Below are 25,530 nucleotides of genomic sequence, written 5' to 3'. Positions count from 1 at the left end.
TCTTGACGAAAACGCGGTTGCGGCGGTCCCAAGCCCGGCGAACCGGGCTTGGGACGTGTTCTGGCTGGCTTACTCGGCTGTCGCCTGAATATCGACCTTGTCGAGAAGACCCATCGGATTGTCGGAAGCCGCAACCAGGTCGAAGACCCCGAGGCCATTGACGCCCGTGGATTTGACTGTGATAGTCAGGGTTCCGGGCGTGCTGATGAAGCGCACCAGCGCCTCCACCGCGCCTTGCAGCTTCGGCTGCTCCGCCGCCACCTGCTGCAGCATCACACTCGCCACCAGCGTCAGCGTGCCGCGCACCTGATCCTCGGTCATGTCGTTCTGCAGGGCATAGAGCTTGATCGCCTTGGCCATCAAGCCTTCGTCCTTGACGGTGAGCTTCACCTCACGGCCGGCAAGCCCGAAAAGCGCCGCCTGCGCGCGATTGACGTCGAAGGAGAAGAACTCCTCCGTAAAGCCGCTGACCAGTCCGGCAAGATTGACGCTGCCGAAATCCCTGCTGCTGAGCGAGATGTCGCGGATCACCAGATTGCTGTTCGGCTCGTCCCAGCCTGCGGAAAGGCCATAGGAGAAAGCCAGCGTCTCGAGACCCAGCTTGCGGGCTTCCACGAAAACGTCCTCCGTCGCGTCTGCGGGGATCGGAAGTGTGAGGTCATCCTGCCTGATCTCTATATCGGTCGGAATGCCGTTGAAGGGCTTGGTCAGCCCCATCTCGAAATTCTTGAGCGTGAACCTGATGCGTTCCGGCGTGCCGGTGGGTTCTTCCTCCGGCTCTTTCGGCGCGGCAATATCGACGTTGATGCCGCCGACGCGCACCCGGCCAAGTTCCGGTATCAGGCGATTGAACTGAAAGGTCTCGATCTCGGTTTCATCGAGCGCGATGATCTGGGAAATACCCTCGATCGTCGAACTCCAGTCGAAACCCTTGAGGCTTGCTTCCGCCACTTCGATCTTGCCGTCGCCGTCACCGATCGACAGACCGTTCAGACCGAAGTCGAGCTTGCGGCTGTCCATCTCCATGTCGATGCGGTCGATGGCGGCCTTGACCCTTTTGCCGGCCGCTCCCTCTTTTTCATCCGGTGCGTCGGCCTTGAAGCCGATAAGCTGCATGTTGCTCCTGCCGATCATGTCGAGGATGGACACGACCTTGGCAAAAAGCGCCTGGCGTTCCTCCGGCGGAAGCTGGTCGGGATCCTTGGTGACCGTCAGTGCCTTCAGTGTGTCCAGCAGCGGTTCGGATGGCATGCGGGCGGTAAAGCCATCGCTGCGGATCTCGTCATAGCTGAAACGGCCGTCGCCGTCGGTAAATGAAACCGTCTTGACGGAAAGCGGCCCATAGACAGGTTTTGCCTCCTTGTCGTCAGGGCCGGCCTTTTCCGTATAGAGCCGCGCGAGATAAGCGACGTCGATGTCCTGACCGGCGATCACGCCGGTCGACACCGCCACACGCTTGTCCTCAATCGCGCCGTCGCTGTCGGGAAGCCGCATCTTGATGTCGTAGCTGCCCTTGTCTATCGAATACCGGGCGATACGGCCACCGGCGATCTCGGAGAGGACCAGGTTGTTGTAAACCGTCTTCTGCTCGGTGGTCGCGACCGACTGGCTCAACGTCAGCTCGGGCGTGGAGATGCGCGTCGCTGCGAAGCGCTCGATGCGGCGGGGCAGGGAGCCGCCGTTTCCTTCCGCCTGTGCGGACTTCTCGAACGCCGCATTCTCGATGCGGGCATGCGCCATGGAAAGCTTGCCGGTGGGCACATCCACATCGATGTTGCTCATGTCCAGCGCGCCATCCAGAAAGGGCAGCTTCGGACGACCGTCAATAGAGGCAATGCGAAGGTTTTTGCCATCTTCGAGCGGCAGCGTCAGATCGCGAACATGAATTTTCCCGAGGAAATCGACTTCCACGGAACCGGCAGTCGCGCCGGTGCGCGCAACCAGTTCCTTCACCTTCGCCTCGTAGAAGGTCTTGCCGCTGATGACACCTGCGGCCGCAACGGCGACAATTGCCACCGCCGCCCATAGCGCCCTGCGCCGCCCCTTGCCGGTATGGCTGTTTTCCTGTTCCACGACGTTGGTCCTCTCTCACATACTGATCATATTGCGCGCCTTTTAAGCACGCAAAAGTTGCTTAGCAAGAGGTGATCGACGCCCGTGAAGGCCGCGCTACATCCAGACCCTCAACGCCATGCCGGCCAACACAGGTGCGGCGCCAGCGCAAGCGTCGGGCGAAGGGGCAGACGCGGCCTCACCGGCAATCAGCTTTGGGTGGGCAGGGCCTGGAATCCGCCGCGTCACGCGCCATTGATGATATTGCAGATACCCTCGCGGATCACGTTCTTGTCCGCGATCTGCCCTGCCTGAATGTTGAAGACGGCGTCGATCCGCACAGCCGCACCCTTTTGCCGGGCCACTACCCGCAGCGTCTGAATTCTGCCGCTGCCGCTGGTCTCCTGGTGCGCATCGATGGACGACAGCGCCTTGTTGATCTGGATGCCCGAAAAACCTTCCGCCGCCACGGCCTGGGCGAGCTTTTGAAGCACGGCTGGCGCCTTTGCCTTCGGCAGCTCCTGCCAGGACTTGTAGGAAACAGCCGTCACCATCGGCACACCGGAGACGGTGAAGTTCTTCTCGCAGGATGCCGCGAAAACGGGGCTCGAGAAGGTGATCAGGCCAAGAGCCGCTATGAGGTATTTCATTTCGAACAATCCAATCGTTGGTGAAGGCTGACGACAACCGGCCGTGTCAGAAGGTTGACCGTTTGCCTCTGTAGGTGGAAGGCGGCGGCAGAGCCTCATGGGCCTGCGCAAGCGTTTCGAGCCATGTGGCCAGCCCTTCGGGAACCTCTTCATTGCCCGCCTCAAGCGCCTCGATCCAGGAGAGTTCGCATTGCAGCGCGGAGGCGATATTGATCGGCGTCCAGCGAATGACCCGCAGGCATTGGTTAAAGCGTTCTGGCGACATGATGATTTGATTTTTCCCCGTCTTTTTTCCCGCCGAAGCTCACCCACCGGGCGGCGGGAGTCAATTGCTTTTTTGCAACTCTCGATGGCTTGTTTCACTTCCCGATCCGGATTTGCCGGATGATAAACTTAGCTGATCGGCTAGGTTTTTGCTTGTGCCGCGATGATGGAACATGATAGTTAGCGATATGGCTAAGCATCATCCAGAGCTTTCACTCATCTTTCAGGCCCTTGCCGATCCCACACGGCGGGCAATTCTCGCTCGCCTCGGCAGCGGGCCGGCGCAGGTTACCGCATTGTCCGCTCCCACGGGTCTGCGCTTGCCCACGGTCATGCGCCACCTCGCCGTGCTTGAGGAGGCGGGGCTCATCGCCACATCCAAGGATGGACGCGTGCGCACCTGCGCAATAGTACCTGAAGCGCTGGAGCCGGTGAGAACTTGGCTCGATGAGCAACGGGCCGTGTGGGAGAGCCGGCTTGACCGGCTGGAGGCATTTGCAGTTCACGCCATGAAGGAGGAGGAACAATGACAACGAAACCGGGTCAACAAAGCGCACACGCTGAACCGCCACAAGACCGTTTTGCAACGCTCAGCTTCGAACGGGAAATTGCCGTTCCGCTATCGGCTCTCTGGCAGGTCTGGCTCTCACCCGCCGCCCGGGCGGTGTGGGCCTCTCCCTCACCCTCGGTGACAGTGGAATTCCTGGAGGCGGACAGCAGGCTGGGCGGTCGCGAAGTGTCGCTCTGCAAGGTCTCCGGCCAACCGGATATTCGCTGTGAATGCGGCTGGCTGGAGCTTCAGCCAAGCCGCCGCAGCGTGAATTACGAGGTGGTCTCATCCAGCGGCATAACCCAGTCGGCAGCGCTGGTGACTGCCGATTTTCAGGCGGCGGACGAGCGTAGCCGCTTGACCGTAACGGTGCAGCTTTCCTCGCTGGCCGAGGATATGCGCGATGGCTATCAACAGGGTTTCAGCGCCGGTCTCAACAATCTTGCCAGCGTGGCCGGGCGAACCATGGTGCTGGAGCGAGTGATAAAGGTGCCGCGAAACATCGTCTGGAAAGCCTGGATGAACGAAAAGACGCTGCCGCAATGGTGGGGCCCTGAAGGGTTCTCCTGCCGCACGAAGAGGATTGACCTGCGGACCGGCGGTGAATGGGTCTTTGACATGATCGGCCCTGACAGCACAGTCTTCCCGAACCATCATCGTTATGTCGAGGTCCGGCCCGAAGAGAGGATCGCCTATACGCTGCTATGGGGCGAAAACGGGCCGAAACATGCCGATGCCTGGGCCTCCTTCGAAGATCAGGATGGCGCGACGAAAGTTGTGCTGGGCATGGTGTTCAGCACGGAAGCCGAGTTCCAGCAAGCGAAGGGTTTCGGCGCCGTGGAGCTGGGGCAGCAAACGCTGGGTAAACTGGAACGCTTCGCCAAGGCGCTATAGATGCGCCGTTCCGTCAGCTTCATGTGTAGAGGTCTCGATACTGGCTCCTTTCCAGACCGGCATTAATCGTCAAAGCGCGCTCTGCGCGTGCGTGATCGTCTTGCAGGTCCCGCCTAATCTGTGATTTCGGCTCAGCCTACGGAAGCGTAATGCTAGAGCGGGCTTCTGCGGGCAACCTGAAGGCCACTTGGGTCAATAATGGGCGTCAGCCGAATTGGCTTGACCGTACACAAGGGCAGGGCCGTGACTATTTGCGCAGGGCGATTCAGGTGAAGAACATCTGGGTGCCATATGGAGCCTGACCCGGATTATGCGCGGCCTGCGACTAACAAGATTGCTGACTGGGACCGGTGGCCCCGGTAAGGTTTTCCGTAGAAAACAACCCTGCAACCGCGCCTACCCGCTGTTGCCGTCACTTGTTGTGCTGGCAGGATGATCAATACGGCAACAGAGGCCGGCCACAGAGACCTGAAAAGCGCTGTGCTTTTCGAAGAAACATTTGCCTGCTTGTTTGACCAAACGAGCGGAGGCGAAGCGTTATCTCTCAAGGACTATCTCTCGCGTCCGCATGTGCGAGTAAGTGTTGCGCTGCAGGACAACAGCGAGGTTGACGATGCGCTCGCTCGTCTTGGCCACAAACGCCGCATTGCAATCCAGATTCCGCACTGGTCTGTTGCGCCCGACTTCGTCAGGGGAAGCGATCTCATCCTGACGGCAGCAAGACGCAGCATCGAGCTTTTGGGCCAGGGAAGTCTACAATGCGGCGAACTGCCGTTCCAGCTCAACAGCTTTCCATTCGTCCAGGCGTGGCACAGGCGTTGCGAAAAGGATGCGGCGCATCGATGGCTTCGGGAGGCAATCGCTGCCATGGCGTCTAAGGAACCGACGTAGATACTCGGGACAACAGTTGGACGTCTGCTACGACATCCATGCTGAGGCCGAAGCTTTGGGCTTGGCGACGACGATATGATCGGCGTGGTTGGAGTGATCGAACAGCGAACCGTCGCACTTTCACCAGAGATCATCGCATATGGATTTTGCCCCGAGTCTGCATTGGCTGCTTTCGGAGGCACTTGGACAGCACCGCCTAAGCTCATCGAGTTGATCGTTGCTTCGAACATTTGCGAGGCCGCGCCGGTGGCAACCTTCCGCTCCCAAGTCACAGGACATTAAGTGTTTCAGCGTACCCAAAGCGCGAGTCGCTAGTTTGATTGCCATCAAGGGCGCCTGAACTATCCACAGTCGAGGTTATTCATCGGCGCGCTGCGCGAACTAACGGCTCATGTGCGCCGAGCTTGCGGGAGAGTTCCGCGGCAGCTTGCGTCAAGACGCTCAGATGAGAGGATTGGGCCTCTGCCGTAAACCTTTGCATCTGGACGGTAAGACCGATCGCCCCGACCAGCGCATTACCGACGCCGAAGACGGGGACGCCGATCGCTCCGGTATCCGGGTCTCGTTCGCCGAGGGAGATGTAATAGCCCTTCTCCCTGATGTCATCGTAAAACAGCCCGGGCTCCCCCGAAAACGCCACGAGGATCCGGGCGGTGGCGCCCTTATCCAGCGACAGGGCTGCCCCTTCTTCCAGGTAGTGCCGGAAGATCCGCTCGGCGTGCTGCCGGTAAAGGCAGATGCGCCGGTCGCCGTCCTTAATGTAAAAGGCAGCAGTTTCTTGTGTGCTCTCGACAAGCTCCTTGAGCGTCGGTCGGACGTAGTCGGCAAGGTTGAACGCGCGCTGGTACTGGTTGCCGAGACGATAGAGCGACGATCCCAGGCGAAAGCGGCCGTCAGCTTCCCGAAACAGGTAGCCGAACCGTTCGAGCGAAGCGGACAGCCGCAAGATAGTGCTCGGATAAAGCCCGGTTCTTTGAGCAAGCTCGTTCAGCGTCAGTTTCGGATTTGCATCGTCGAATGCGTCGAGGACGGATAGTGCACGTTCGACGGCCTCCACACGCTGTTCTTTTTGTCCGGCCATGAAACGCCTCGCCCGTTTGTAAGCTTCTCTCGCATCGGAGCTTTTTCCAATGCAGCTCTGCGAATCCATATAGAGCATTTCGATATGGGATGGCATTAGGAGAGACGCTCGTTGAACCCATATCAGCGGCGAGCGATGATTTTCCACACCCCGTAGGCGCTCGCGACCTGTCGATCCTGGACGAACAATTCCCCCCGCATGAAGACGAGCTGACGGGTTTCTCGCACCACTGTGCAGCTGATTTCGACGGTTTCGCCAATCTTGACCGGTTCAAGAAACTGCATGTCGAGCTGCACGGTGGCTTGTGCACGGGTCGGATCGCCCTGTCGGGCCGTCTTGCCCATCGCCCGATCGGCGAGCGTCATCAACATCCCACCCTGGACATAGCCGGCGCGGTTCTTGTGCTTGGCTTCCGCATGAAAGCGGAACCTTCCGCTTTCGAGGGACGTCGCTCGATGGAAGATCGGCCCGACAAGTTTGATGAAGCCATCGTCCTCCTCTTCGACCCACTCGATCTTGGTGCTCATGCACCCATTCCCCGCAGCGGAATAATGCCAAAGACAAGCGCGCCGGCAAGCATCGCAAACATCAAACCGATCACCCATCCGATCGCGGCCTTCTGGTTCTCACCGTAGTTGATGTCGAGAAGAGCGACGAGGAGATAGGTCGAAGCGACAAGCGGGCTCAACAGATGCAATGGCTGGCCAATCAGCGATGCCCGCGCCATTTCCGCCGAGGAAATCCCGTAGGCGGCCGCCGTCTGCGCAAGGATCGGCAGGACACCGTAATAAAAGGCATCGTTGGTAACCGCATATGTCGCCGGTCCGCTGAGGAGGGCTGTGAATGGCGCGAGATACGGCCCGAAACTGTCTGGCGTGATATAAAGAAGGCTGTTCGACATGGCGTCGAGCATACCCGTACCATTTAGAATTCCGGTGAAGATGCCGGCGGCAAATATCAGCGAGACGACGGCCAGAACATTGAAGGCGTGCGCGCTCAGGCGTTCCTTCTGGCTGTTGACGTCGGGGTAATTCAACACGAGCGCCACGGCGGTTGCGATCATGAAAAGGATCGGCAGGGGCAGGAAACCCTCGACCAGTGCGATGATCAGGATCACGGTGAGGATGAGGTTGAACGGCAGCATGCGCGGCCGGCGGAACTGCGGCACCTCCCCGAGACCTTCCTCGATTGCGGCGACATCGCTGGCCCGCACGGTTCCGATCCGGCGACGCTCCCGGATACCGAAAATGATCGCGACAAACATAATATACGCGATTCCTGCCAGCATGGCTGGGATCAAAGGCACAAATACCTCGCTGACGTCGAGATGCATGGCGCTTGCTGCGCGTGCCGTCGGGCCGCCCCAGGGGAGGATGTTCATCACTCCGATCGACATCAACAGCAAGGTCGCCATATATTGCAGGCGGATGCCGAGACGCCGGTAAATCGGCAAGAGCGCGGCGGTGCAGATCACGTAAGTGGTGGCACCGTCACCGTCGAGCGCCACCGTCGTGCCCATCACCGCCGTGCCGACGATGATCTTCAGAGGGTCGCCCTTGGCGAGTTTCACGATGAGGCGGATCAACGGATCGAACAAGCCGGCATCTGTCATGATACAGAAGTAGATGATGCCGAAGAACAACATGGCGGCGGTCGGCGCCAGTTTGACAATGCCATCGAGCATCATTTTGCCCATATCGGCACCAGCCCCGGCGATCAGGCCGAATACGATCGGCACGATCATCAAAGCAACAAGCGCGGTCATGCGTTTCGTCATGATCAGGATCATGAAGCTCGCGACCATTGCGTAACCGAGGAATATCAGCATGTCGTCTCCCTTCGACCACGTGCAAGCCTGCCTCCCAAGGCATGATGAGCGCGCGGTCGGATCGAAATTTTGTCAAATCAGTAGTGCAGGCACCAATCAGGCGTAGTGGAAGCCCTTTGGCAGCCCCGCATCCTGGACATGGCCATAGAGTGCCTCGCCAGGCAGACCGGACAGGATGATTGGGCGCGCCGCAATCAACTTGTCGATGTCGATTCCGGTCTTGAGGCCCATGGCCTCGAGCATGAACACGAGATCTTCCGTCACGATATTGCCGGTGGCGCCCGGTGCATAGGGACATCCGCCCAGGCCTGCCTGGGAGGAATCGAAAGTAGTCACGCCGACGTCGAGCGCCGCTACGACATTGCCGAGACCCTGGCCACGGGTGTTGTGGAAATGCGCGCCACCGGCCTTTTCGCCAACTTCGCTCTTCAGCCGCTTGAACAGCCGCTTCACCTGCGCCGGATTGCCGTATCCCGTCGTGTCGGACAGGCCGATCGTGTCTGCGCCAGCGTCGGCAAGCATGCCGGCGAGCCTGATGACCCAGTCTTCCGAAATCGCGCCTTCCATCGTGCACCCGAAGGCCGTCGAAATCCCGACCTCGATACTCGGCCTGTAGTCATCCGGTTGCTCGTGACGCAGGCGATTGACGCGCGCAACATCCTTGACCGCTTCCTCGACAGTGCGGTTGATATTGGCCTTGCTATGCGCCTGCGAGGCCGAGACCGGCATGGTGATCTTTCGGGTGCGCGCCGCGAAGGCTGCTTCAGCCCCGCGAAGATTGGGGACGAGGGCCAGGACCGTCAGCTCCGGGATTTCGATCGCCGCCTGGACAAGATCGGCACAGTCGGCCATCTGGGGAAGAAGCTTCGGCGAGACGAAAGATCCGACCTCGATCTCGGACAGACCGGATACGGCGAGCGCCTTGATCCATGCGATCTTGGTTTGCGTCGGCATGATGCGCTTGATGCTTTGCAACCCATCGCGCGGTCCGACTTCGCTGACGATGACGTCACGGTTCTCCGGTCCCATCGGAATCTCCTCCAACTCCAAAAACAGAATGTGTTTCTACTAGACGGAAATATTAACATCGTCAAACCTTTTGCAGGACGATTATGATCGGTTCATGCACAAAGGCCGCTTACTAAAACGCCGCGAATTCCCGGAACTTATTGGTTGTTCGACAAAATCTCATCTGCGGCTGTCGTCTCCATTTTAGGCGAGATGCTGCGAGTGCTAGCAGACGGCTGGCGCAGAGTTGCAGCGCAACATCTAATTTTCTTGACAATGCCGGAGCTTCGTCCAATTCCTAGGTATAACAGAAATGATTTCTATCTAGCAGAAATGGAGGAGGGCGCCTTGAGCCAACCGTTCCGTGACAACAGCAGCCTTCCGCTTGCGGGCATCAAGGTCGTCGAGTTTTCGCACATGATTATGGGGCCGAGCTGCGGCATGATCCTCGCTGACCTTGGCGCCGACGTGGTCAAAATCGAGCCGTATCCCAACGGCGACAATACGCGCCGGCTGAATGGTTCTGGAGCAGGCTTCTTTCCAACGTTCAATCGTAACAAACGCAGCCTCGTGCTTGATCTGAAGTCGAAGGATGGCAAGGACGCCGCCCAGAAGCTCATCGATCAGGCGGATGTTTTGATCGAGAACTTCCGCCCCGGTGCGCTCGACAAGCTCGGCTTCGGCTATGATGCCCAGAGCGCCAGCAATCCCAGGCTGATCTATTGCTCGCTGAAGGGCTTTCTTTCCGGCCCCTACGAACACCGCGCAGCGCTCGATGAAGTCGTTCAGATGATGGGCGGGCTTGCCTACATGACCGGCCCCACGGGGCGCCCGTTGCGCGCTGGCGCTTCCGTCAATGATGTCATGGGGGGCATGTTTGCAGCGATCGCCATCCTTGCCGCCTTGCAGGAACGATCGATGACGGGGAGGGGGCAGCTTGTGCGCAGCGCACTCTTCGAGAACAACGTATTTCTCGTTGCCCAGCACATGCTGCAGATGGCAGTCACCGGAAAGCCCGCTGCACCTCTGCCGGAACGTATCTCGGCCTGGGCCGTCTACGATCTCTTCGACACCGCCGACGGCGAGCAGATCTTCGTCGGTGTCGTCAGCGATACCCAATGGGTGGCATTTTGTACGGCCCTTGACCTGGAGAAGTTCCTCGACAATCCCGATCTGCAGACGAACGCCGATCGCGTCCTGCATCGTGCCGACTTCATGCCCGACATCAAGGCGATCTTTGCAGCGATGACCCTGAAGGATGCGCTGGCGCGTTGCGAGGAGATCGGACTGCCGTTTGCGCCGATCGCCAAGCCGCAGGACCTGTTCGACGATCCGCATGTCAGCCAGCCGGGCGGGACGGTCGATGTTGTTCTGCCCAATGGCACACCGACCCGAGTTCCGACCTTGCCGATCGATTTCAACGGCGAGCGGCTTGGTCTGCGCTTCGATATCCCGCGTTGTGGTGAACACAGCGTCGAGGTCCTGCGCGAGCTTGGCTACGCCAAGGCCGATATCGACCGCATGGTCGTCGAGGGCAGCGTCGGTTGCGACGGCAATCGCGGCGAGCCGGCACCACTGCGCAAGCTTGCATGACTTTCAAACGTCGCGTTCTGCGCGGCGCGCATCCCGCGTAGGGAGGAGATGATTGGGATTGGAGACCCGATCGAAGATTGGCCGCAGATGACTGCGGCACGCCACTGGGAGGAGCCCATGACAATGCAATCAGCCTCGGCTGTGGAACTGAGAAACGTCGCCGTTAAGTTCGGCGCCTTTACCGCGGTCGCGGAAATGAACCTGACTGTCAAGGATGCCGAGTTCGTCGCGGTCGTCGGACCGACCGGCTGCGGAAAATCCACCATCCTCAACGTCGTCACCGGCTTGTTGAAGGCCGCCAATGGCGATGTCGAGATTTTCGGCGAACGGTTGAAGGGGTTGAACTCCCGTAGCGGATACATGCTGCAGCAGGAGGCAATCCTGCCTTGGAAAACTGCCGAAGATAATGTCGGGCTCGGCCTGGTCTTTCAGGGCGTTGCCAAAGACGAGGCCCGTGCGCGGGCCCGTGAATGGATGGCAAAGGTCGGGCTCAAGGGTTTCGAGAAACGCTATCCGCACCAATTGTCAGGCGGACAACGCAAGCGTATCGCCATGGCGCAGACGCTGATCATGGAGCCGAAGATAGTCCTGATGGACGAGCCGTTTTCGGCACTCGATGTCCATACGCGGCGCCTGATGCACCGTATTCTTCTCGATCTGTGGCAAGCCGACCGTCGCTCGCTGATTTTCATCACCCACGACCTGGAAGAGGCCATCGTGCTTGCGGACCGTGTGGTCGTCATGTCAGCCGGCCCCGGCAGCCGGATCGTCGGCGACGTCGAAATCAACTTGCCGCGCCCGCGCGATGTCTCGCAGCTCGCGACGACGGACGAATTCATGCGGCTGTACCGCCAGATCTGGGACATGCTCGGCAAGGAAGTGGAGAAAAGCTATGTCAATCAGTGATACGACTGCAAGCGTCGACACGCAGCGCGCGGCGGGCGCTTCTGTCCGCCTTCCTTACAGGGCCAAGGTCCACTTCGCCCAGGTCGCGATCCTTGTCGGCTTCCTCGGGCTTTGGGAATCCGGTGTGCGCAGCGCGCTGCTCGACCCGTTCTTCTTTCCGGCACCAAGTGCGATCGTGCTGCGCGTCTTCGAATGGGTCCAGACGCGGGAATTGTGGACCGACCTTGGCATTACCCTGCTCGAGACTGTGCTTTCCTTTGTGATCGGCATTACCGCGGGCACAGTTCTCGGCGTCTGGCTGGGCCTGTCCAAATTTGCCTCGGATGTTTTCCAGCCCTTCATAAAGGTCTTCAACGCCATTCCCCGCGTGCTACTTGCGCCGATCTTCGTCATCTGGTTCGGCATCGGGCTCGCCTCGAAAGTGGCGCTCGGCGTGATGATCGTGCTCTTCATCGCCTTCTTCAACACCTATCAGGGCGTGCGTGAAGTAAACCCGGTCGTGCTGGCCAATGCTAGGCTCCTGAAGGCAAGCAAGCTTGCCCTGTTGCGCCACGTCTATCTGCCTTCGGCGACCAGCTTCATCCTGTCTTCCCTGCGCGTTTCTGTCGGTATGGCCGTTCTGGGTGCGGTCGTCGCCGAGTATCTCGGATCGTCCTACGGTCTCGGCAACCGTATTGGCCAGGCCGAAGGTGTCATGGATGCGACAGGTGTATTTGCAGGCCTCGTCATTCTGTCAGTCTTCGTGGTCGTCCTCGACGGCCTGGTTGACCGTCTCGAGAAGCGTCTGCTGGTCTGGAAACCGGCATCGCATCCTGAGCATGAAGCATAATTTCATCTTGAGGAGGAGAACCAAAATGAAATCACGTATTGCAGCCCTCACCGGAACAGCCTGCCTCGCCCTGTCGCTGTTATTCGCGCAGGCGCGCGCCGCCGAACCCGAAAAGAAAGACATTTCCCTTGCAGTCGGATCGGTGATCATGAGCTACATGCCGGTTGGTCTGGCCGATGCAACAGGTGCCTTCAAAAAGGAGGGGCTCAACGTCACCGTCGAAAACTTCAAGGCTGGCGGCTCGAAGGCGCTGCAGGCGCTCATCGGCGGTTCCGTCGATGTGGTCGTGGGTGCCTATGACCACACGATCCAGATGCAGGCCAAGGGCAAGTTCGTCCAATGCGTCGTCCAGTTCAATACGCTTCCCGGCAATTCTCTCGCCGTTCGCGCAGCGCTCGCCGACAAGGTCAATTCGGGGGCCGACCTTAAAGGTCTGAAGATCGGCATCACGACGCCCGGTTCTAGCACCGACATGGCCATTCGCTACTATCTGCAGCGCAATGGTCTGAAACCGACGGATGCGCAGATCATAGCAGTGGGCAGCGGCACGCCTGGCATGGTGGCGCTGGAGCAGGGCAATGTCGATGCGCTTATTTACTGGGATCCGGTTGCGACAATCCTGGAGCAGAAGAAGGCGGTCAAGGTGCTGTTCAATGCCCGCACGCCAGAAGGCAATATGAAAGCGTTCGGTGGCTCGGTCTCGCCCTTCGCCTGCCTCTATGCCACCAAGGACTTCATCGACAAGAACCCTGAGACGATCCAGCGCCTGGTCGACGCCTTCGTCTCCACCTTGCGTTTCATCCATGACAAGCCCTCGGCCGAGATCGTCGACGCACTTCCCGATACCTGGAAACTTCCGAACCAGCGCGATCTGAACATTGCGATCATGGACGCGTCGAAGCAGATGTTCTCGACCGACGGGATGACGATACCCGATAGCGTCAAGATCAATTACGGCATCGTTAGTGCCTATACCGACGAGGTGAAGAATGCCGATATCGACCTGACGCAGACCTACACCAATCGCTTTGCCGAGGAAGCCGCCAAGCGGTTGAAATAAACTTCACCAAACCGCGGCGGGATAGGCCCGCCGCGGCGCCTCTCCGGAGCATGACGATGTTTCTCTTCAATCCGCCGGTTGCCATCGCATCCGAAATATTTACGACCATGCCGGGCGAATTTCGCAAGACGGGGATCAGGTCCGCCTGGGGAGATGCGAACAAGCAAGGCCACCCCGTAGACTGCTTCATTGAGGGTCCTGCTTTCGACAGCGATGGCAATCTCTACATCGTTGATATCCCGCACGGCCGGATTTTTCGGATTTCGCCCAGGGGCGAGTGGGTGCTGGCTGCCGAATATGACGGCCAGCCGAATGGCCTGAAGTTTCATCAGGACGGCCGGATCCTGGTTGCGGACTATCGCCGGGGCCTCCTTCAGTTCGATCCGGAAACGGGTAAGGTCACCGAAGTTCTGGCGCATCGCAATTCTGAGGCTTTCAAGGGGCTGAATGATCTGGCGATCGCCTCCAACGGCGATATTTATTTTACCGACCAGGGCCAATCCGGCCTGCATTCACCCACCGGACGCGTGTTTCGATTGTCTCCCTGCGGCCGTCTCGACTGTTTAATGGATAATCTCCCAAGTCCCAATGGCCTTGTACTCAGCCCCGACGAGAAGGTGCTGTTCGTCGCGATGACCCGCGACAATTCCGTCTGGCGCGCACCCTTGATGCGGGATGGATCGGTGTCGAAGGTTGGGCGCTTCTGCCAGATGTTTGGCACCAGTGGTCCCGACGGGCTTGCGATGAGTGAGGACGGCAGCCTCTTCGTTGCTCATGCGTCGCTTGGCGCCGTCTTGATGTTTGCACCTAGCGGAGAATGCATCCAGGTCATAGAAAGCTCCGCTGGCAAGACCTGTACCAATATTGCTTTCGGTGGGTACGGCAACAGCGAACTATTTATTACCGAGTCCGCAACCGGTTCCATCCTGCGCGCGAGGACCGAGCTCAAGGGTATCGCGCTCCCTCGTTGAGACCAGCCCACTGAGCATTCGGGACAACTCGTGAACTACTCCGGAATCGGCGCCCCCATCGGGATGAACCACGTCACAACCCAGAAATACGTCGGTATATTCGAGAGCCTGTTCCTCGCCCGAAGCGTTCAACCTTGTTTTTCGAACAAACTAAAGCGCTTGACCAAAACCCCTAAAATACATTTCCTCGATTCGGAAGTTGGCCATCAAGGAGCTGTGGGGCGTGTCCGTATCAGCGCACCTCCTTCATTTGCCAAGAGATGCATTCTGCCTCGCCTGCCGGAGTTTCTCCGTGCGAACCCAAGTATTTCGGTAGAGATCGAATTCAGCGCCGATTTCCTCAATATGGCAGTGCGCGGGATCGATATTGCTATCGGAGGTGGAGACGTGTCAGGACTGCCCGGTCACTTCGTTCGCCAACTTTGTACGTTTCCGTGGATCGTGTGCGCGACGCCCGACTACATCAGCGCTCATGGACGGCCGGTCACTCCGTCTGATCTAGCCAGCCACGATCTTATTGGTTTGCGCAATCGGGTAAATGGGCAGGTCGAAAGCTGGCGTTTCCGTAGCCCGGTGGACGGAAAAACGATCCGTCACCAGCCTAAGGCGCGACATGTGTTCGATGATCCAGAAGCTGCGTGGGACATGATCCGCTCTGGAGTTGGTATAGGCTATGCGCCAGCGTGGGTCGGTATAGAGGACTGGAAGCAAAGTGTTGTGACCGAGGTTTTAGGCAATTGGCGTAGCGGTGAAGTCCCGCTCTACGCCGTGAGGATCGACAAACGTCACACGCCTTCACGTGTACACATCGTGCATGATTTCATCGTCGAACTGACGCGAGCCTCGCACGAAGCTTTCTCTGAATTGGGTGTCAATCGCTAGTCGGGCACGATTCAAGTCATGGACGAGAGTATCATTCGATCTCCGGATTGATAGATGATGGCTGGCCTGAGACGAGTATTTCTTGACAGGCGACCGGTTGGTGCGGCGAGCGTTGCGATCGGGTGATACGAGCCTTGACAGCCATATTGAGTATCACCCAGTCTGCGCCAGATGGATTCTGCTAAATGAGGGCCATAGAGGTGCCTCGCGCAATAACAACGTCATGACCACGAGCCTTCAATTCATCGATAGAAGCAATCCCCATGAGCGCCAGGCTGACGGAGACTTCCTTTTCGAGAATGGCGATCACGCCCGCGACGCCGTGCTCTCCCGCAGCGGACAGCCCGTAGGCATAGGCGCGGCCAAGCATTACGCCATCGGCTCCGAGACCGATCGCCTTGATGATGTCTGTGCCGCGGCGAATGCCGCCATCCAGCATCAGGCAGAAGTCTGGACCGACGGATGCGCGAATGCCAGTCAGGGAGCGGATCGTGCTGGACGCACCGTCCAGCTGACGCCCCCCGTGGTTTGAAATCACGACGCCGTCGCAGCCGATGCCGCGCGCCTTCACGGCATCGTCGGCCGAAAGTACGCCCTTGACGACCAGCTTTCCCGTCCAGCGTTCGCGCAGCCAAGCGAGGTCTTTCCAGGAGAGCGTCTTATCGATGCCGCGTGACAGATTTGTCGCCTGCTCCAGTGCGCCACGGCCGAACTCCGGACGATGTTCAATCGCGCGTACCGAAGGCATCCCACCGAGTGCCATTTCCGCCAACCAGCGCGGGCGAAGGGACAGACGGGCGAAGAGGCCCGGGGTCATTCGCGTCAGCGAACGGAAGCCGTTGCGCACGTCGCGTTCACGGATGCCGGTAATCGCTGTGTCGACAGTGACGAACAGGGTATCAACGCCTGCCTGTCCCGCAGCGACGAGGAGCTCCTCGCAGAGCGTGCGGTCCTCGAGCACATAGAGCTGGAAGTGCAACGGTCCTTTGGTCTGGGCCCGGAGGTCGGTGAGCGACGCAATGGAGAAGGTCGAGAGGCAGAAGGGTATATTGGCCGCATGGGCGGCGCGAACCGCTTTTATCTCGCCATTGCCCGTATAGAGACCAAGAAATCCGACCGGGCCCAGCATGAAAGGTAGAGGGTGGCGCATGCCTAGATAGGAGGCTGAAAGGTCCTGCGGCTTTGGTTCCACCAGTACATTCTGCTTGAGCTCAAAATCGCCAAAGTCCGCGCGGTTGGCTTGCATCGTAACTTCATCGAACGATCCGCCGTCAATGTAGTCGAAGAAGATCTTTGGCAATCGACGGCGTGCGAGTTCGCGATAATCAGAGACATTTACCGGCTTCATCTCAGCCTCGCTCCGGATCAATCGCATCAAAGAAGCGAGACAAGGCATCCTCGCCCTCAACAGGTTCGCTTCCAGCCATGACTGCACTCGACAGGCCAATCAGGGATGATGCCGGATTATGGCTCGTCGCACCCGCACGAAGGTTCATCACCAGTGTTGGACACAGGAAGAGGCCGAGGCGGACCACCCGGCGCCAGTCAGCGGGAAGCATGCCGCGCGCCTTCAGCTCGGCAAGAAGCGGCCTCCACATGACCTCCCCCTTTACGGCAAGAAGTTCGCGCCGGACCTTGCTCGGCTCGTAATTGGTGGTGATCAGAAGCATGTCGTCATCGAGCGTGACGCTTGCCGAATAGCGCTCTCCAGCAAGAGCCGGGTCATATAGCCAGAGCGGATGGGCGAGGATGTTGTGAAACGTCGTCTTCACTTCCGCGAGGAGCGTCGGGATATTCTCACCGGCGAAAGCGGGGTCGAAGAAGGAGAGGCGGGTGTCGCTGCCGTCGTCCTCATACCAGACATTGGCATTATGGGCGTCGCCATGGGCGGTAACGCCGCCTGCATCGGCGAGCTTCGCTGGGTTCAGCCGTTCATGCGCCTCGTCGAAAAGCGCTGCGAAACCGTCGCGATACGCGATGCCGTTAACGCAGAAGCGAAGCCCGGAGAGGGTTTGCCAATCCAGGGTCATGCCCGGCAGTTCGAACGTCTTGCCAACATAGAAATTTGCCAGTCTGCCACCGGGATAGATGCCAGTGAGGGGATCGATCAGGCGCTCATAGAACAATCGATGAACCGGCTCGGCGGCCACTTCTGTGGGCGTGACAACGTGCAGCGTTTCCAGATACACTTTCAGAACCGCCTCATTCAGCCTGCGCTCGGCCTCCACCGCCTTTGCGCGGGCTGCCGGATCGTCCTTGAGGTCCAGCGCGCGCAACACGTCGGAAAAACGCGGGTCGCTGCGGCGGCGATAGACGAGGATCTGTTCACCCGGCAGCACGGACATGAGCAACGGCTGGTCGACCGGCAGACCTGCGCGGGCAAGAATATCGGCGCGGTAATATTCGCCGCTCATTGCCTCTTCGCCCTCCTCCTGATGGAACTTGAAGAAGAACTGACCTTCGCCGGTTTCGAAGAAGCCATTGAGGGAATTGAGACTGTACTGATCCTGATTGATCGCCACATTCCTTGCTTCGATGCTGAAAAGGTCACGGAGCAAGTCGGCAAGCATTTTTTCCGCTCTGCCATCGGCGGCCTTGGCGATTTTTCGGATTTCCGCGGTGCGGCTGGCGGGCTGGGTCATGGCAATTGTTCCGGATGTTGTCTTATTTGCTGCCGTGCAGATAGCGGCTTCCAAGCGAGTAGCGGCTGCCGACATAGGTAAGCGTATTGACGGTCGCGACGATCGGGCCTGTCCAGGTCTTGCGGTGCAGGACGAGACAGCTGTCGCCAACGCGGATCTGCAACAGGCGCGCATGGGCCTCGCTGGCCGGCAGAGCGCTGATCAGGTGCTCGACTTCGGTGAGCGGCGTTGCGTTCTGGAGATAGTCGTAGGTTGCCGCCGTGGTGAAGTCCTGCTCGACATAGCCTGAAACGAGGCTGGGGTTGACGTAGCGTTCCTCGAGCTGGACCGGCAGATCGTTTTCAAAATGAATGACGACCGAATGGTCCACGGGGCGGCTGGTGCTGAACTCGAAGGCAAGCAGGAGTTCGGGTTCCGGCCTGACGATGCGTTCCAGCACGACAACCTCGGCGCGGTGGCGACCGCCACGGGCCCTGATTTCGGTTATGATGTTGCTGATCTCGATCAGCGTCGACTGTGGTTTTGGCGGCGCGACAAATGTGCCCACGCCCTGGATGCGGCGCAGATGCCCTTCCGAGGTGAGCTCCCGAAGCGCGCGGTTTACTGTCATGCGCGAAACGCCGAGCGTCGAAACCAGCTCGTGCTCCGAAGGCAACCGGCTGTTGCGCGCCCATTTGCCGCTGCCAATGTTGCCGAGAACGAAGTCCTTCACCTTCTCGTAGAGGGGCGAGGCGGAATCTGAAAGTGCAGTCATGGTCACTGTCTCCGCCTCCGCGTCGCTGCGCCGGCATTGTTGAAGTGACGTGTCAGACCTATTTCGACACGTCTATTATCGTCTTCAAAGCGCTGCTTTCACCCCGCAGCAACCGGTCATAGGCGGCGGGGACATCATCGAGTGAGGGCAGCACCTCGATAAAGCGGTGAAGAGCCGGCGTGAGCTCTGTCAGCAGCGCCGTTGCCTCCGGCAGTTCGTTGCAAAAGGCGTGGCAACCGATCAGTGAAATTTCGCGCTCGACAAGAATGTTGGGATCGAAATCAAGCTTGCCGTGGCTGATGCCGACAAGCGCCAGACCGCCGCCGCCGGAAAGGAGGCCTACGGCCCGGCCTATCGCCTGAATGCTGCCGGTGGCGTCAAGCGCATAACGAAGGCGGTCACCCGAAAGCGCGGCGTCTATCACAGCCTTGTCGAGTGTTACGATCTTGCCACCTGTCACGTCACTGACGCGTCGGGCTCGCTCCGCATTCAGGTCGGCGAGCAGAACCGGGCCGTCGTGCAGGCGGGAGAGGATGAGAGCGCTCAGCCCGCCGATCGTGCCGCAGCCGACGACGAGCACCGGCTCCCCCCTGGGAACAGCAAGGCGGCGCACCGCGTGCAGCGCCACGGCGAGCGGTTCTGCCATGGCAGCGATATGTGGCGAGAGTTGCGGATCATGGCCGACCAGCAGCTTGGCCGGTACCTGCACCTCATCTGCAAAACCGCCGTCGCACACTTCGCCGACGAAGCCCAGGTTTTCACACACATTGGTGCGGCCACTCGAACAGGCCGGGCAGAGGCCGCACCACATGCGCGAGTCTGATGAAACGACATCGCCGATCGCAAAATCAGTCACACCGTCGCCGATCGCCGTGATGCGCCCGCAGAATTCGTGACCGGCGGTGGACGGACGACGGGAAATCCATTGTCCGGTGCGGTAATTGTGCAGATCGGAACCACAAATCCCCGCTGCCCTGACTTGCAGATTGACGAAGCCTGCCGGCGGCGAAGGTGGGGAGGCCATCTCCTCCACACGCAGGTCGTTCGCATCGTGAAGCCGCACCGCCTTCATGGATCAGGCACCCTTTTTCAGATAGGCGTCGCGCACCGGAGAAACCGCGAGCGCATGCGAGGAGAATCCTTCGTAAAGAGCGAGGTTATGGGAATGTCTGGCGAATTCCGGATAGGCTGGCGGCGTGACATAGCCGATCGAGCTGCGCTTGACGAAGTCGGTCACCGAAAGCGGCCCGAAGGTACGTGCCCAGCGGCTGGTCGGTAGCACGGCGTTCGGGCCGAGCGAGAAATTGGCGATGCTGACCGGCGTGTGGGTGCCCATTAGAATTTCGGAGGCTTCGGTGATATGTCCGAGATGGATGAACGGTTCTTCCGACAGTAATTCGAGATGTTCCGGCGCATAGGCATTGACGAAAGCGTAGCTCTCTTCAATCGAGGACGTCAGGACGATACCGCCGGTCTTGCCGGTGAGAACGGTCTTGGAGAAAGCGACGCGCTGCTCCGACATTTTGGCCCAATGTTCCGGCAGGGCCGCGATCGCCTCCTCGACGACGCGCCGGCTATGGGTGACGAGATAGGCCGAGGAATCGGGGCCGTGTTCCGCTTCGATCAGCAGGTCAAGCGCGGCAAGGCCGCCATGGACCGTATCGTCGGCAAAGATCATGACTTCCGAAGGACCGGCCGGCAGGCCGGTATCGATGACGCCGGACAGCGAGCGCTTGGCGGCGACGACCCATGGGCTTCCCGGACCAACGATCTTGAGCGCCGGCTTCACGGTCTGCGTACCGTAGGCGACGGCGGCCACCGCCTGGGCGCCGCCGACCTTATAGATGGTATCCACGCCGGCGAGACGCGCGGCAACCAGTGTGGCCGCATCGACCGAGCCATCGGGCGCCGGCGGTGTGACGATGGCAAGGTTCGGAACGCCGGCAACGACCGCGGGCACAGAGGTCATCATGGTGACAGACGGAAAGGATCCCTTGCCGCGTGGAACATAGAGCGCTACGGACTGGATCGGCGTGAAGCGATCACCCGCAAAGGCACCGGGGCGAATTTCCTTCAGCCACATGGCTTCCGGCTTCTGCTCCTCGTGGAAATGGCGGATATTGTCGATGCCGAACTGGATGGATTCGATGACGCTTGCATCAACCAGCTTGAAGGCCGCGTCGAATTCGGCTTCGGTGACTTTGAGATTGGTTTCGGTCACGTCGGCCTTGTCGAGTTCGCGACCGAAGCGAGCCAGTGCACTGTCGCCTTCGGTGCGAACGGCTTCGAGGATTGGGGCAACCTTTTCGATGAAGCTCGAGATGTCGCTTTCCGAACGGCGCAGCAGGGCGGCCTTCTCATCGGCATCGAGCTTGGAATAGTCGTAGAAAGACACTGATGTCATCGTCTTGTCCTTGATAGCTGGCCATACGGCCGATTGGTCACTTCGATTTCAGGAAGATGTCGAGGCCGACGAGGCGGTCGAGCAGCGCGATCGCGATCCCGGCGCAGGCGATGAACACCACGGAAATGGCGGCAAGGTCCGGTGTGATGATCGAGCGGATGGAGTTGTAGATCTGGACCGGCAGTGTGACGCTTCGCGCGTCTACCAGAAGCAGGCTTACGAGGAACTCATTCAACGCCAGAATGAACATCAATAGAGAGCCGGTGATCACGCCCGGCAGGACGGCGGGAAGCGTGATGTATAGGAAACGCTGCAAGGGTGGCGCACCGCAATTTGCGGCCGCAAGTTCCAGATCCGGCGACAGGTTGCTGGCGCTTGCCGTCACCGCCCAGATCATGAAGGGCAGGTTGATGACCGAGCAGGCGATGCCGACGGGCCATAGCTTGCCAAGCACACCCATCTGTCCAAAGGCGAGCATCATGCCGATGCCGGAACCGATCAGCGGAATCGTGAAGGGAAGCAGCAGATAGATCTGGATGGAGCGGGCAAACCGTACCCGATATTTGGCGAGCGCAATACCGGCGAGCGTGCCGACGGGAATGGATACCAGGGTGCAGATCGCCGCGACGATCAGTGAGCGGAAGAAGGCCTGGCGCAGATCGGTGGCGTGGGCGATCTTGCTATACCATTGCAATGAAAACCCGTCCGGCGGGAAGGTGATGATGTTTCCGGAAGTAAACGAGGCACCGAGAACCACGATGGTGGGTGCCGACAACATGAGGAGCGCGGTGGAGACGAAGGCCCAGATGACGATGGATTTGCTGCGGCTGCCGGTCATTTGCGGTCGCCCCCCATGGCAAGCGTGCCTGCACCGAAGACCATGAAGACGACACCGACGAGAATGGAGCCAACCGCGACGAGCAGCAGCGAGAGTGTCGCGCCGAGGCCTTGGTCGGAGGTGCGGAAGAACTGGTCGTAGATCGCGTTAGCGATGAAATCCTGCGTCCCCCCGCCAAGGATCGCGGGAATGGCAAAGTCCGTAAGGGAGAGCGTGACTACGACAAGACCGGCTCCGACGAGGCCGGGGCGCGAAAGCGGCAGGACGACATGACGGAAGGTGCGAAGCCAGCTGGCGCCGAGGGAGGCGGCGGCGGCCTCGAGTTCCGCCGGAATGGCGGTCAGGGCAGGTGCCAGCATCAAAACAGCGAAGGGCAGCATGTATTGAACAAGGCCGAACAGAACAGCCGGGTAGTTATAGAGAAGGCGTATCGGTGAGACACCGACCAGGCCGAGAGCCTCGTTGACCATGCCCTGGTTGCCGAGAATGATCAGCCAGCCATAGGCGCGTACTACCTGACCGATGAAGAAAGGCAGGAACAGCGCAACCAGCAGGAATTTGCGCAGCGCCGAGGAGGACGTGCGCACCATGAGATAGGCGTAAGGGAAGGCGAATATCAGCGTGATGACGGTAACGATGAGCGAGCCTATAAGGCTGCGGCCCGCGACGGTGGCAAAGAACTTTTCCGTGAGCGCCCGCTGGTAATTGGCGAGCGTATAGGTCTCAGACATCAGAAACGTATTCGTGTCCAATGTCCGAAGACTCGTATCGCCGATCTGTATGAGGCCGAGGACCAGAAGGCCAACCAGCACGATGGCCGGCAGCAGCATCAGATAGGGCAAACCCTTCTTGAAGCTGGAAGGCCAGAAAATGGCCGCAAATCGTTCGAGCATATCCATGACGCGCCACGTCAGGGGATATGCGACACGGGAAGCGCGCATGAATACCGATCCTCGAGCGGTCCCGGCAAAGGCTATGGCGCATTTGCCAAAGAGACCGCGTTACCTCTTAACCTCAAGTGGAATGCCCGCCGTCACCTGAACGACGCGACGGGCGGGACAGGGCTTCAGCCCTGCATGATTTCCTTGAACTTGGCGAACCACTGGCTCTCGTTTTCGACCTGGATCTTGGACGAAACCCGGATCAGGTGTTTGAACTCTTCTTCGGTCGTAGGATAGGACGGGTCGCCCACGAGGTCGGCCGGCGGTTTGACGCCCGGAATGACGCCGGGAAGTCCGAGGCCATCAAGCCAGACCTGCTGGGCTTCCTGGGTCAGGGCGTGGTTGATGTACTGCTTCGCCCAGTAGAGTTCGTTCTCCGGCAGGCCCTTCGGAATCCACAGGCCGTCGGTATCGAATTTCGCACCTTCTTCCGGAACCACCCATGCGATCTCGATGCCGTTCTTCTTGGCTTCGCGGGCGTTGGTTGAAATGGTGCAGGCAGCGTCGATTTCGCCTTTCTGGAACCAGGTGGTGAAATCGGGGTCTTCGCCCAGCAGCGGCTGCTGCGCCTTGATCTTCGAAATGAAGTCCCAGGCGGGTTGCATGTTGCCGGGAATGTCCTCGAGCTTGCCGCCACCTGCGACCTGCGCCGGGAAATGGAAGCCGATGCCGTCATTATAGAGCGCGATACGGCCTTTCAGCTTCGGATCGAGAAGGTCCTTCCAGGACTTTGGTGCTCCGTTCGGGAATGCCGAAGGACGGTAGGCCAGCACATAGACGTAGCCATAGGTATTGACGATCGGATAGCCATCGAGACCGACCGGCTTGGCAAGATCCGTGGCATTCTTGAGATTGGGCAGGTCCGAGAGGTCTTCGGTGACGCCACGCAGCGCCGACTTCGTGGCATTCGTCGTGGTGTCCCAGTTAATATGGATCGGCGGCACGCGCTTCTGGGCGACGGCGGCCCAGACCTTCGGCTGGATTTCGTTATCTTCGGTCAGATCGTGGCGCACCGCGATGCCGGTTGCCTTGGTGAAGCTGTCGGAGACGCCCGCCTTCAGCGCGTCCACCCAACTGCCGCCCCAGGCGCGAACGATTATTTCGGCTGGTTTTTCCGGCTCCTGCGCAAAGGCGCGGCTGACGCCGAGCGTCGACAGTCCGGCATAAGCGCCGGCTGCGGAGAACGACGCCAGCAACGTGCGACGGCGGAGTTGGGCGGTCAGAAATTTATCATGCGACATTGAACATTCTCCTCTGGTCCGACCTTCTGGGGGTCATTTTTGAAAGATATGCATATCCCGTGCATTCCAGCCCAGTCGAACGTCGTCGCCCGGAGCGAATTGCAGATGTGATTCCGGATCGTGATCGAACACGCGCATTACGACGCCGCCGAGAGCCTGGACCCGGATTTCATAAACCACGCGCTCGCCTTCGAAAATGCAGTCTTCGACCTTGCCCTCGACGACGGTTGACAGGCCTTCGAGGCGGCCATTGGCCGATGCGATGCGAATTTGCTCTGCGCGAACGGCCCCGGCACAGGCCGCGCCGACCGCGAGATTCTCGTCCGAAGCGACACCGAGAAGATTGATGCCTGCCGCCGTGATCGTGACATTGGTTGGTGTGACTTCGGCAACCTTGCCTTCGATGAAGTTGGTGACGCCGATGAAGTTTGCGACGAAGGCATTCGAGGGCGCGCGATAGGTTTCCACCGGCCGTGCCTTCTGCTGGATTTCGCCGCCGTTCATCACGATGACCTCGTCTGACACCACCAATGCCTCGCGCTGGTCGTGAGTAACGTTGATGGTGGTGACGCCGAGTTCCTTCTGAATACGGCGGAACTCCAACTGCATTTCCTCGCGCAGCTTGCGGTCAAGTGCCGCGAGCGGCTCGTCGAGCAAAAGCAGATCCGGTTCGAACACCAGGGCCCGGGCAATGGCGACACGCTGTTGCTGGCCGCCCGAGAGTTCGTTGATGCGGCGGTCACCGTAACCGGCGAGGCGTACGAGGTCGAGATAACGCTCGACCTTCTCGGGAATGGTGCGGGCATCATGTCGGCGCATCTTCAGGGGAAAGGCGACGTTTTCGGCGGCGGTCATGTGCGGAAAAAGCGCGAGCTTCTGGAACACCATACCGATCGCGCGCTGGTGTGGTGGCACGGCACTGACCGGCTGCCCGTTGATGAATATTTCGCCGCTGGTCGGGCGATCAAAGCCGGCAATCATCCGCAGCAGCGTCGTCTTGCCCGAACCGGAAGGGCCGAGGATGGTCAGGAAACGGCCCTTGGGAAGATCAAACGAGGCCTGCCTGACGGCGTGAACATTGCCGAAGGACATTCCCACGTCCCTGACGGACACTGCGATGAGGTCAGCGGAAGGATCGACCGAACGAAGTTCTGCTGCCCCCATGAGATTTCTCCTGTCGCGCTTTGATGGCGGGAAATCCCCTCAAAGCTACCTGTGCGCCTTCAGCGGTATGTGGCCGAGTTATATGTA

At 59.5% G+C, this 25,530-nt stretch carries 25 protein-coding genes and 1 pseudogene; 10 read left to right on the top strand and 16 right to left on the bottom strand.

What is annotated here, in order from left to right; translation table 11 throughout:
• Positions 1–69: 69 nt before the first annotated feature.
• The 3 genes from K7A42_RS13045 to K7A42_RS13035 form a co-directional block, all read right to left on the bottom strand.
• Positions 70–2,073 (bottom strand): hypothetical protein, encoded by a 2,004-nt coding sequence (locus K7A42_RS13045; protein ID WP_282455361.1) that lies wholly within the window; start codon positions 2,071–2,073, stop codon positions 70–72.
• A gap of 224 nt (positions 2,074–2,297) precedes the next feature.
• Positions 2,298–2,702 (bottom strand): hypothetical protein, encoded by a 405-nt coding sequence (locus K7A42_RS13040; protein ID WP_004444843.1) that lies wholly within the window; start codon positions 2,700–2,702, stop codon positions 2,298–2,300.
• Between the two features lie 46 nt (positions 2,703–2,748).
• A complete protein-coding gene (locus tag K7A42_RS13035; RefSeq protein WP_004444840.1) occupies positions 2,749–2,967 on the bottom strand; it encodes a hypothetical protein in 219 nt (72 codons plus the stop codon).
• A gap of 187 nt (positions 2,968–3,154) precedes the next feature.
• Between K7A42_RS13035 and K7A42_RS13030 the strand changes: the two genes are divergently transcribed.
• The 3 genes from K7A42_RS13030 to K7A42_RS13020 all read left to right on the top strand — a co-directional run bounded on the left by K7A42_RS13030 (position 3,155) and on the right by K7A42_RS13020 (position 5,301).
• Positions 3,155–3,496, top strand: a complete 342-nt coding sequence (locus tag K7A42_RS13030) for an ArsR/SmtB family transcription factor (RefSeq protein WP_006700642.1) — start codon at positions 3,155–3,157, stop codon at positions 3,494–3,496.
• Complete coding sequence (locus K7A42_RS13025; protein WP_282455360.1) at positions 3,493–4,410, top strand: SRPBCC family protein; 918 nt, start codon at positions 3,493–3,495, stop codon at positions 4,408–4,410. The genes K7A42_RS13030 and K7A42_RS13025 overlap by 4 nt, the downstream gene beginning before the upstream one ends.
• A gap of 432 nt (positions 4,411–4,842) precedes the next feature.
• Entirely contained in the window at positions 4,843–5,301 is a 459-nt protein-coding gene (locus K7A42_RS13020) for a LysR substrate-binding domain-containing protein (protein WP_107339643.1), read from the top strand.
• Between the two features lie 361 nt (positions 5,302–5,662).
• Here K7A42_RS13020 and K7A42_RS13015 read toward each other — a convergent pair whose 3' ends face one another.
• The 4 genes from K7A42_RS13015 to K7A42_RS13000 form a co-directional block, all read right to left on the bottom strand.
• Positions 5,663–6,382 (bottom strand): IclR family transcriptional regulator, encoded by a 720-nt coding sequence (locus K7A42_RS13015; protein ID WP_282455359.1) that lies wholly within the window; start codon positions 6,380–6,382, stop codon positions 5,663–5,665.
• Positions 6,383–6,504: 122 nt separating this feature from the next.
• On the bottom strand, positions 6,505–6,909 hold the full coding sequence (locus K7A42_RS13010) for a PaaI family thioesterase (RefSeq protein ID WP_282455358.1): 405 nt from the start codon (positions 6,907–6,909) through the stop codon (positions 6,505–6,507).
• On the bottom strand, positions 6,906–8,210 hold the full coding sequence (locus K7A42_RS13005) for a CitMHS family transporter (protein WP_282455357.1): 1,305 nt from the start codon (positions 8,208–8,210) through the stop codon (positions 6,906–6,908). The genes K7A42_RS13010 and K7A42_RS13005 overlap by 4 nt, the downstream gene beginning before the upstream one ends.
• A 96-nt stretch (positions 8,211–8,306) precedes the next feature.
• On the bottom strand, positions 8,307–9,239 hold the full coding sequence (locus tag K7A42_RS13000) for a hydroxymethylglutaryl-CoA lyase (RefSeq protein WP_282455356.1): 933 nt from the start codon (positions 9,237–9,239) through the stop codon (positions 8,307–8,309).
• Positions 9,240–9,566: 327 nt separating this feature from the next.
• Here K7A42_RS13000 and K7A42_RS12995 point away from each other — a divergent pair, with 327 nt between their 5' ends.
• From K7A42_RS12995 to K7A42_RS12970, 7 genes and pseudogenes are all read left to right on the top strand, one after another.
• Positions 9,567–10,811, top strand: coding sequence for a CaiB/BaiF CoA transferase family protein (locus tag K7A42_RS12995; RefSeq protein ID WP_282455355.1), 1,245 nt, complete (start codon positions 9,567–9,569; stop codon positions 10,809–10,811).
• A gap of 117 nt (positions 10,812–10,928) precedes the next feature.
• Positions 10,929–11,717, top strand: a complete 789-nt coding sequence (locus K7A42_RS12990) for an ABC transporter ATP-binding protein (protein WP_107339681.1) — start codon at positions 10,929–10,931, stop codon at positions 11,715–11,717.
• Positions 11,704–12,546, top strand: coding sequence for an ABC transporter permease (locus tag K7A42_RS12985; protein WP_282455354.1), 843 nt, complete (start codon positions 11,704–11,706; stop codon positions 12,544–12,546). Before K7A42_RS12990 ends, K7A42_RS12985 begins: the two co-directional genes overlap by 14 nt.
• Before the next feature lie 25 nt (positions 12,547–12,571).
• Positions 12,572–13,606: an ABC transporter substrate-binding protein gene (locus K7A42_RS12980; RefSeq protein ID WP_282455353.1), complete on the top strand. Its 1,035-nt coding sequence runs from the start codon at positions 12,572–12,574 to the stop codon at positions 13,604–13,606.
• 56 nt (positions 13,607–13,662) lie between these two features.
• Positions 13,663–14,577, top strand: coding sequence for an SMP-30/gluconolactonase/LRE family protein (locus tag K7A42_RS12975; protein WP_282455352.1), 915 nt, complete (start codon positions 13,663–13,665; stop codon positions 14,575–14,577).
• Between the two features lie 24 nt (positions 14,578–14,601).
• A pseudogene (locus K7A42_RS26110) lies at positions 14,602–14,760 on the top strand (DUF4143 domain-containing protein); the annotation flags it as partial.
• 33 nt (positions 14,761–14,793) lie between these two features.
• The gene (locus K7A42_RS12970) at positions 14,794–15,459 is read left to right on the top strand and encodes a substrate binding domain-containing protein (RefSeq protein ID WP_416220914.1); all 666 of its coding nucleotides are present in this window, start codon (positions 14,794–14,796) and stop codon (positions 15,457–15,459) included.
• Between the two features lie 181 nt (positions 15,460–15,640).
• Here the strand turns inward: K7A42_RS12970 and K7A42_RS12965 are convergent, their stop codons facing one another.
• The 9 genes from K7A42_RS12965 to K7A42_RS12925 all read right to left on the bottom strand — a co-directional run bounded on the left by K7A42_RS12965 (position 15,641) and on the right by K7A42_RS12925 (position 25,443).
• Positions 15,641–16,807 carry an alpha-hydroxy acid oxidase gene (locus K7A42_RS12965; protein WP_282455350.1) on the bottom strand — a complete coding sequence of 389 codons (1,167 nt, stop codon included), beginning with the start codon at positions 16,805–16,807 and terminating at the stop codon, positions 15,641–15,643.
• A 1-nt stretch (position 16,808) separates the two neighbouring features.
• On the bottom strand, positions 16,809–18,101 hold the full coding sequence (locus tag K7A42_RS12960; RefSeq protein ID WP_282455349.1) for a hypothetical protein: 1,293 nt from the start codon (positions 18,099–18,101) through the stop codon (positions 16,809–16,811).
• A gap of 22 nt (positions 18,102–18,123) precedes the next feature.
• Positions 18,124–18,855: a histidine utilization repressor gene (hutC, locus tag K7A42_RS12955; RefSeq protein WP_282455348.1), complete on the bottom strand. Its 732-nt coding sequence runs from the start codon at positions 18,853–18,855 to the stop codon at positions 18,124–18,126.
• A 58-nt stretch (positions 18,856–18,913) separates the two neighbouring features.
• The gene (locus tag K7A42_RS12950; protein WP_282455347.1) at positions 18,914–19,927 is read right to left on the bottom strand and encodes a zinc-dependent alcohol dehydrogenase; all 1,014 of its coding nucleotides are present in this window, start codon (positions 19,925–19,927) and stop codon (positions 18,914–18,916) included.
• A 3-nt stretch (positions 19,928–19,930) separates the two neighbouring features.
• The gene (hisD, locus tag K7A42_RS12945; RefSeq protein WP_282455346.1) at positions 19,931–21,259 is read right to left on the bottom strand and encodes a histidinol dehydrogenase; all 1,329 of its coding nucleotides are present in this window, start codon (positions 21,257–21,259) and stop codon (positions 19,931–19,933) included.
• 37 nt (positions 21,260–21,296) lie between these two features.
• On the bottom strand, positions 21,297–22,097 hold the full coding sequence (locus tag K7A42_RS12940) for an ABC transporter permease (RefSeq protein WP_100911121.1): 801 nt from the start codon (positions 22,095–22,097) through the stop codon (positions 21,297–21,299).
• Positions 22,094–23,038, bottom strand: coding sequence for an ABC transporter permease (locus K7A42_RS12935; protein WP_112554247.1), 945 nt, complete (start codon positions 23,036–23,038; stop codon positions 22,094–22,096). Before K7A42_RS12935 ends, K7A42_RS12940 begins: the two co-directional genes overlap by 4 nt.
• A 125-nt stretch (positions 23,039–23,163) precedes the next feature.
• Positions 23,164–24,279 carry an ABC transporter substrate-binding protein gene (locus tag K7A42_RS12930; protein WP_063947077.1) on the bottom strand — a complete coding sequence of 372 codons (1,116 nt, stop codon included), beginning with the start codon at positions 24,277–24,279 and terminating at the stop codon, positions 23,164–23,166.
• Positions 24,280–24,312: 33 nt separating this feature from the next.
• Positions 24,313–25,443, bottom strand: a complete 1,131-nt coding sequence (locus K7A42_RS12925; RefSeq protein ID WP_282455345.1) for an ABC transporter ATP-binding protein — start codon at positions 25,441–25,443, stop codon at positions 24,313–24,315.
• Positions 25,444–25,530 lie beyond the last annotated feature (87 nt).

The organism is Agrobacterium sp. InxBP2 (genome assembly GCF_026191755.1).
GTDB lineage: Bacteria > Pseudomonadota > Alphaproteobacteria > Rhizobiales > Rhizobiaceae > Agrobacterium > Agrobacterium pusense.
Note: the sequence above shows the minus strand (reverse complement) of the source record. Positions and strands in the feature narration are given on the sequence as shown.

Excerpts from the sequence above, each read along its gene's own strand:
- K7A42_RS12940 (WP_100911121.1), bottom strand. The coding sequence starts at position 22,097 with ATGACCGGCAGCCGCAGCAAATCCATCGTCATCTGGGCCTTCGTCTCC.
- K7A42_RS13015 (WP_282455359.1), bottom strand. The coding sequence starts at position 6,382 with ATGGCCGGACAAAAAGAACAGCGTGTGGAGGCCGTCGAACGTGCACTA.
- K7A42_RS12985 (WP_282455354.1), top strand. The coding sequence starts at position 11,704 with ATGTCAATCAGTGATACGACTGCAAGCGTCGACACGCAGCGCGCGGCG.
- K7A42_RS13000 (WP_282455356.1), bottom strand. The coding sequence starts at position 9,239 with ATGGGACCGGAGAACCGTGACGTCATCGTCAGCGAAGTCGGACCGCGC.
- hisD (WP_282455346.1), bottom strand. The coding sequence starts at position 21,259 with ATGACATCAGTGTCTTTCTACGACTATTCCAAGCTCGATGCCGATGAG.
- K7A42_RS13030 (WP_006700642.1), top strand. The coding sequence starts at position 3,155 with ATGGCTAAGCATCATCCAGAGCTTTCACTCATCTTTCAGGCCCTTGCC.
- K7A42_RS12975 (WP_282455352.1), top strand. The coding sequence starts at position 13,663 with ATGTTTCTCTTCAATCCGCCGGTTGCCATCGCATCCGAAATATTTACG.
- K7A42_RS13020 (WP_107339643.1), top strand. The coding sequence starts at position 4,843 with ATGATCAATACGGCAACAGAGGCCGGCCACAGAGACCTGAAAAGCGCT.
- K7A42_RS12990 (WP_107339681.1), top strand. The coding sequence starts at position 10,929 with ATGACAATGCAATCAGCCTCGGCTGTGGAACTGAGAAACGTCGCCGTT.
- K7A42_RS13025 (WP_282455360.1), top strand. The coding sequence starts at position 3,493 with ATGACAACGAAACCGGGTCAACAAAGCGCACACGCTGAACCGCCACAA.
- K7A42_RS12950 (WP_282455347.1), bottom strand. The coding sequence starts at position 19,927 with ATGAAGGCGGTGCGGCTTCACGATGCGAACGACCTGCGTGTGGAGGAG.
- K7A42_RS12980 (WP_282455353.1), top strand. The coding sequence starts at position 12,572 with ATGAAATCACGTATTGCAGCCCTCACCGGAACAGCCTGCCTCGCCCTG.
- K7A42_RS13005 (WP_282455357.1), bottom strand. The coding sequence starts at position 8,210 with ATGCTGATATTCCTCGGTTACGCAATGGTCGCGAGCTTCATGATCCTG.
- K7A42_RS13040 (WP_004444843.1), bottom strand. The coding sequence starts at position 2,702 with ATGAAATACCTCATAGCGGCTCTTGGCCTGATCACCTTCTCGAGCCCC.
- K7A42_RS13010 (WP_282455358.1), bottom strand. The coding sequence starts at position 6,909 with ATGAGCACCAAGATCGAGTGGGTCGAAGAGGAGGACGATGGCTTCATC.
- K7A42_RS12965 (WP_282455350.1), bottom strand. The coding sequence starts at position 16,807 with ATGAAGCCGGTAAATGTCTCTGATTATCGCGAACTCGCACGCCGTCGA.
- K7A42_RS13035 (WP_004444840.1), bottom strand. The coding sequence starts at position 2,967 with ATGTCGCCAGAACGCTTTAACCAATGCCTGCGGGTCATTCGCTGGACG.
- K7A42_RS12960 (WP_282455349.1), bottom strand. The coding sequence starts at position 18,101 with ATGACCCAGCCCGCCAGCCGCACCGCGGAAATCCGAAAAATCGCCAAG.
- K7A42_RS12935 (WP_112554247.1), bottom strand. The coding sequence starts at position 23,038 with ATGCGCGCTTCCCGTGTCGCATATCCCCTGACGTGGCGCGTCATGGAT.
- K7A42_RS12930 (WP_063947077.1), bottom strand. The coding sequence starts at position 24,279 with ATGTCGCATGATAAATTTCTGACCGCCCAACTCCGCCGTCGCACGTTG.
- K7A42_RS12925 (WP_282455345.1), bottom strand. The coding sequence starts at position 25,443 with ATGGGGGCAGCAGAACTTCGTTCGGTCGATCCTTCCGCTGACCTCATC.
- hutC (WP_282455348.1), bottom strand. The coding sequence starts at position 18,855 with ATGACTGCACTTTCAGATTCCGCCTCGCCCCTCTACGAGAAGGTGAAG.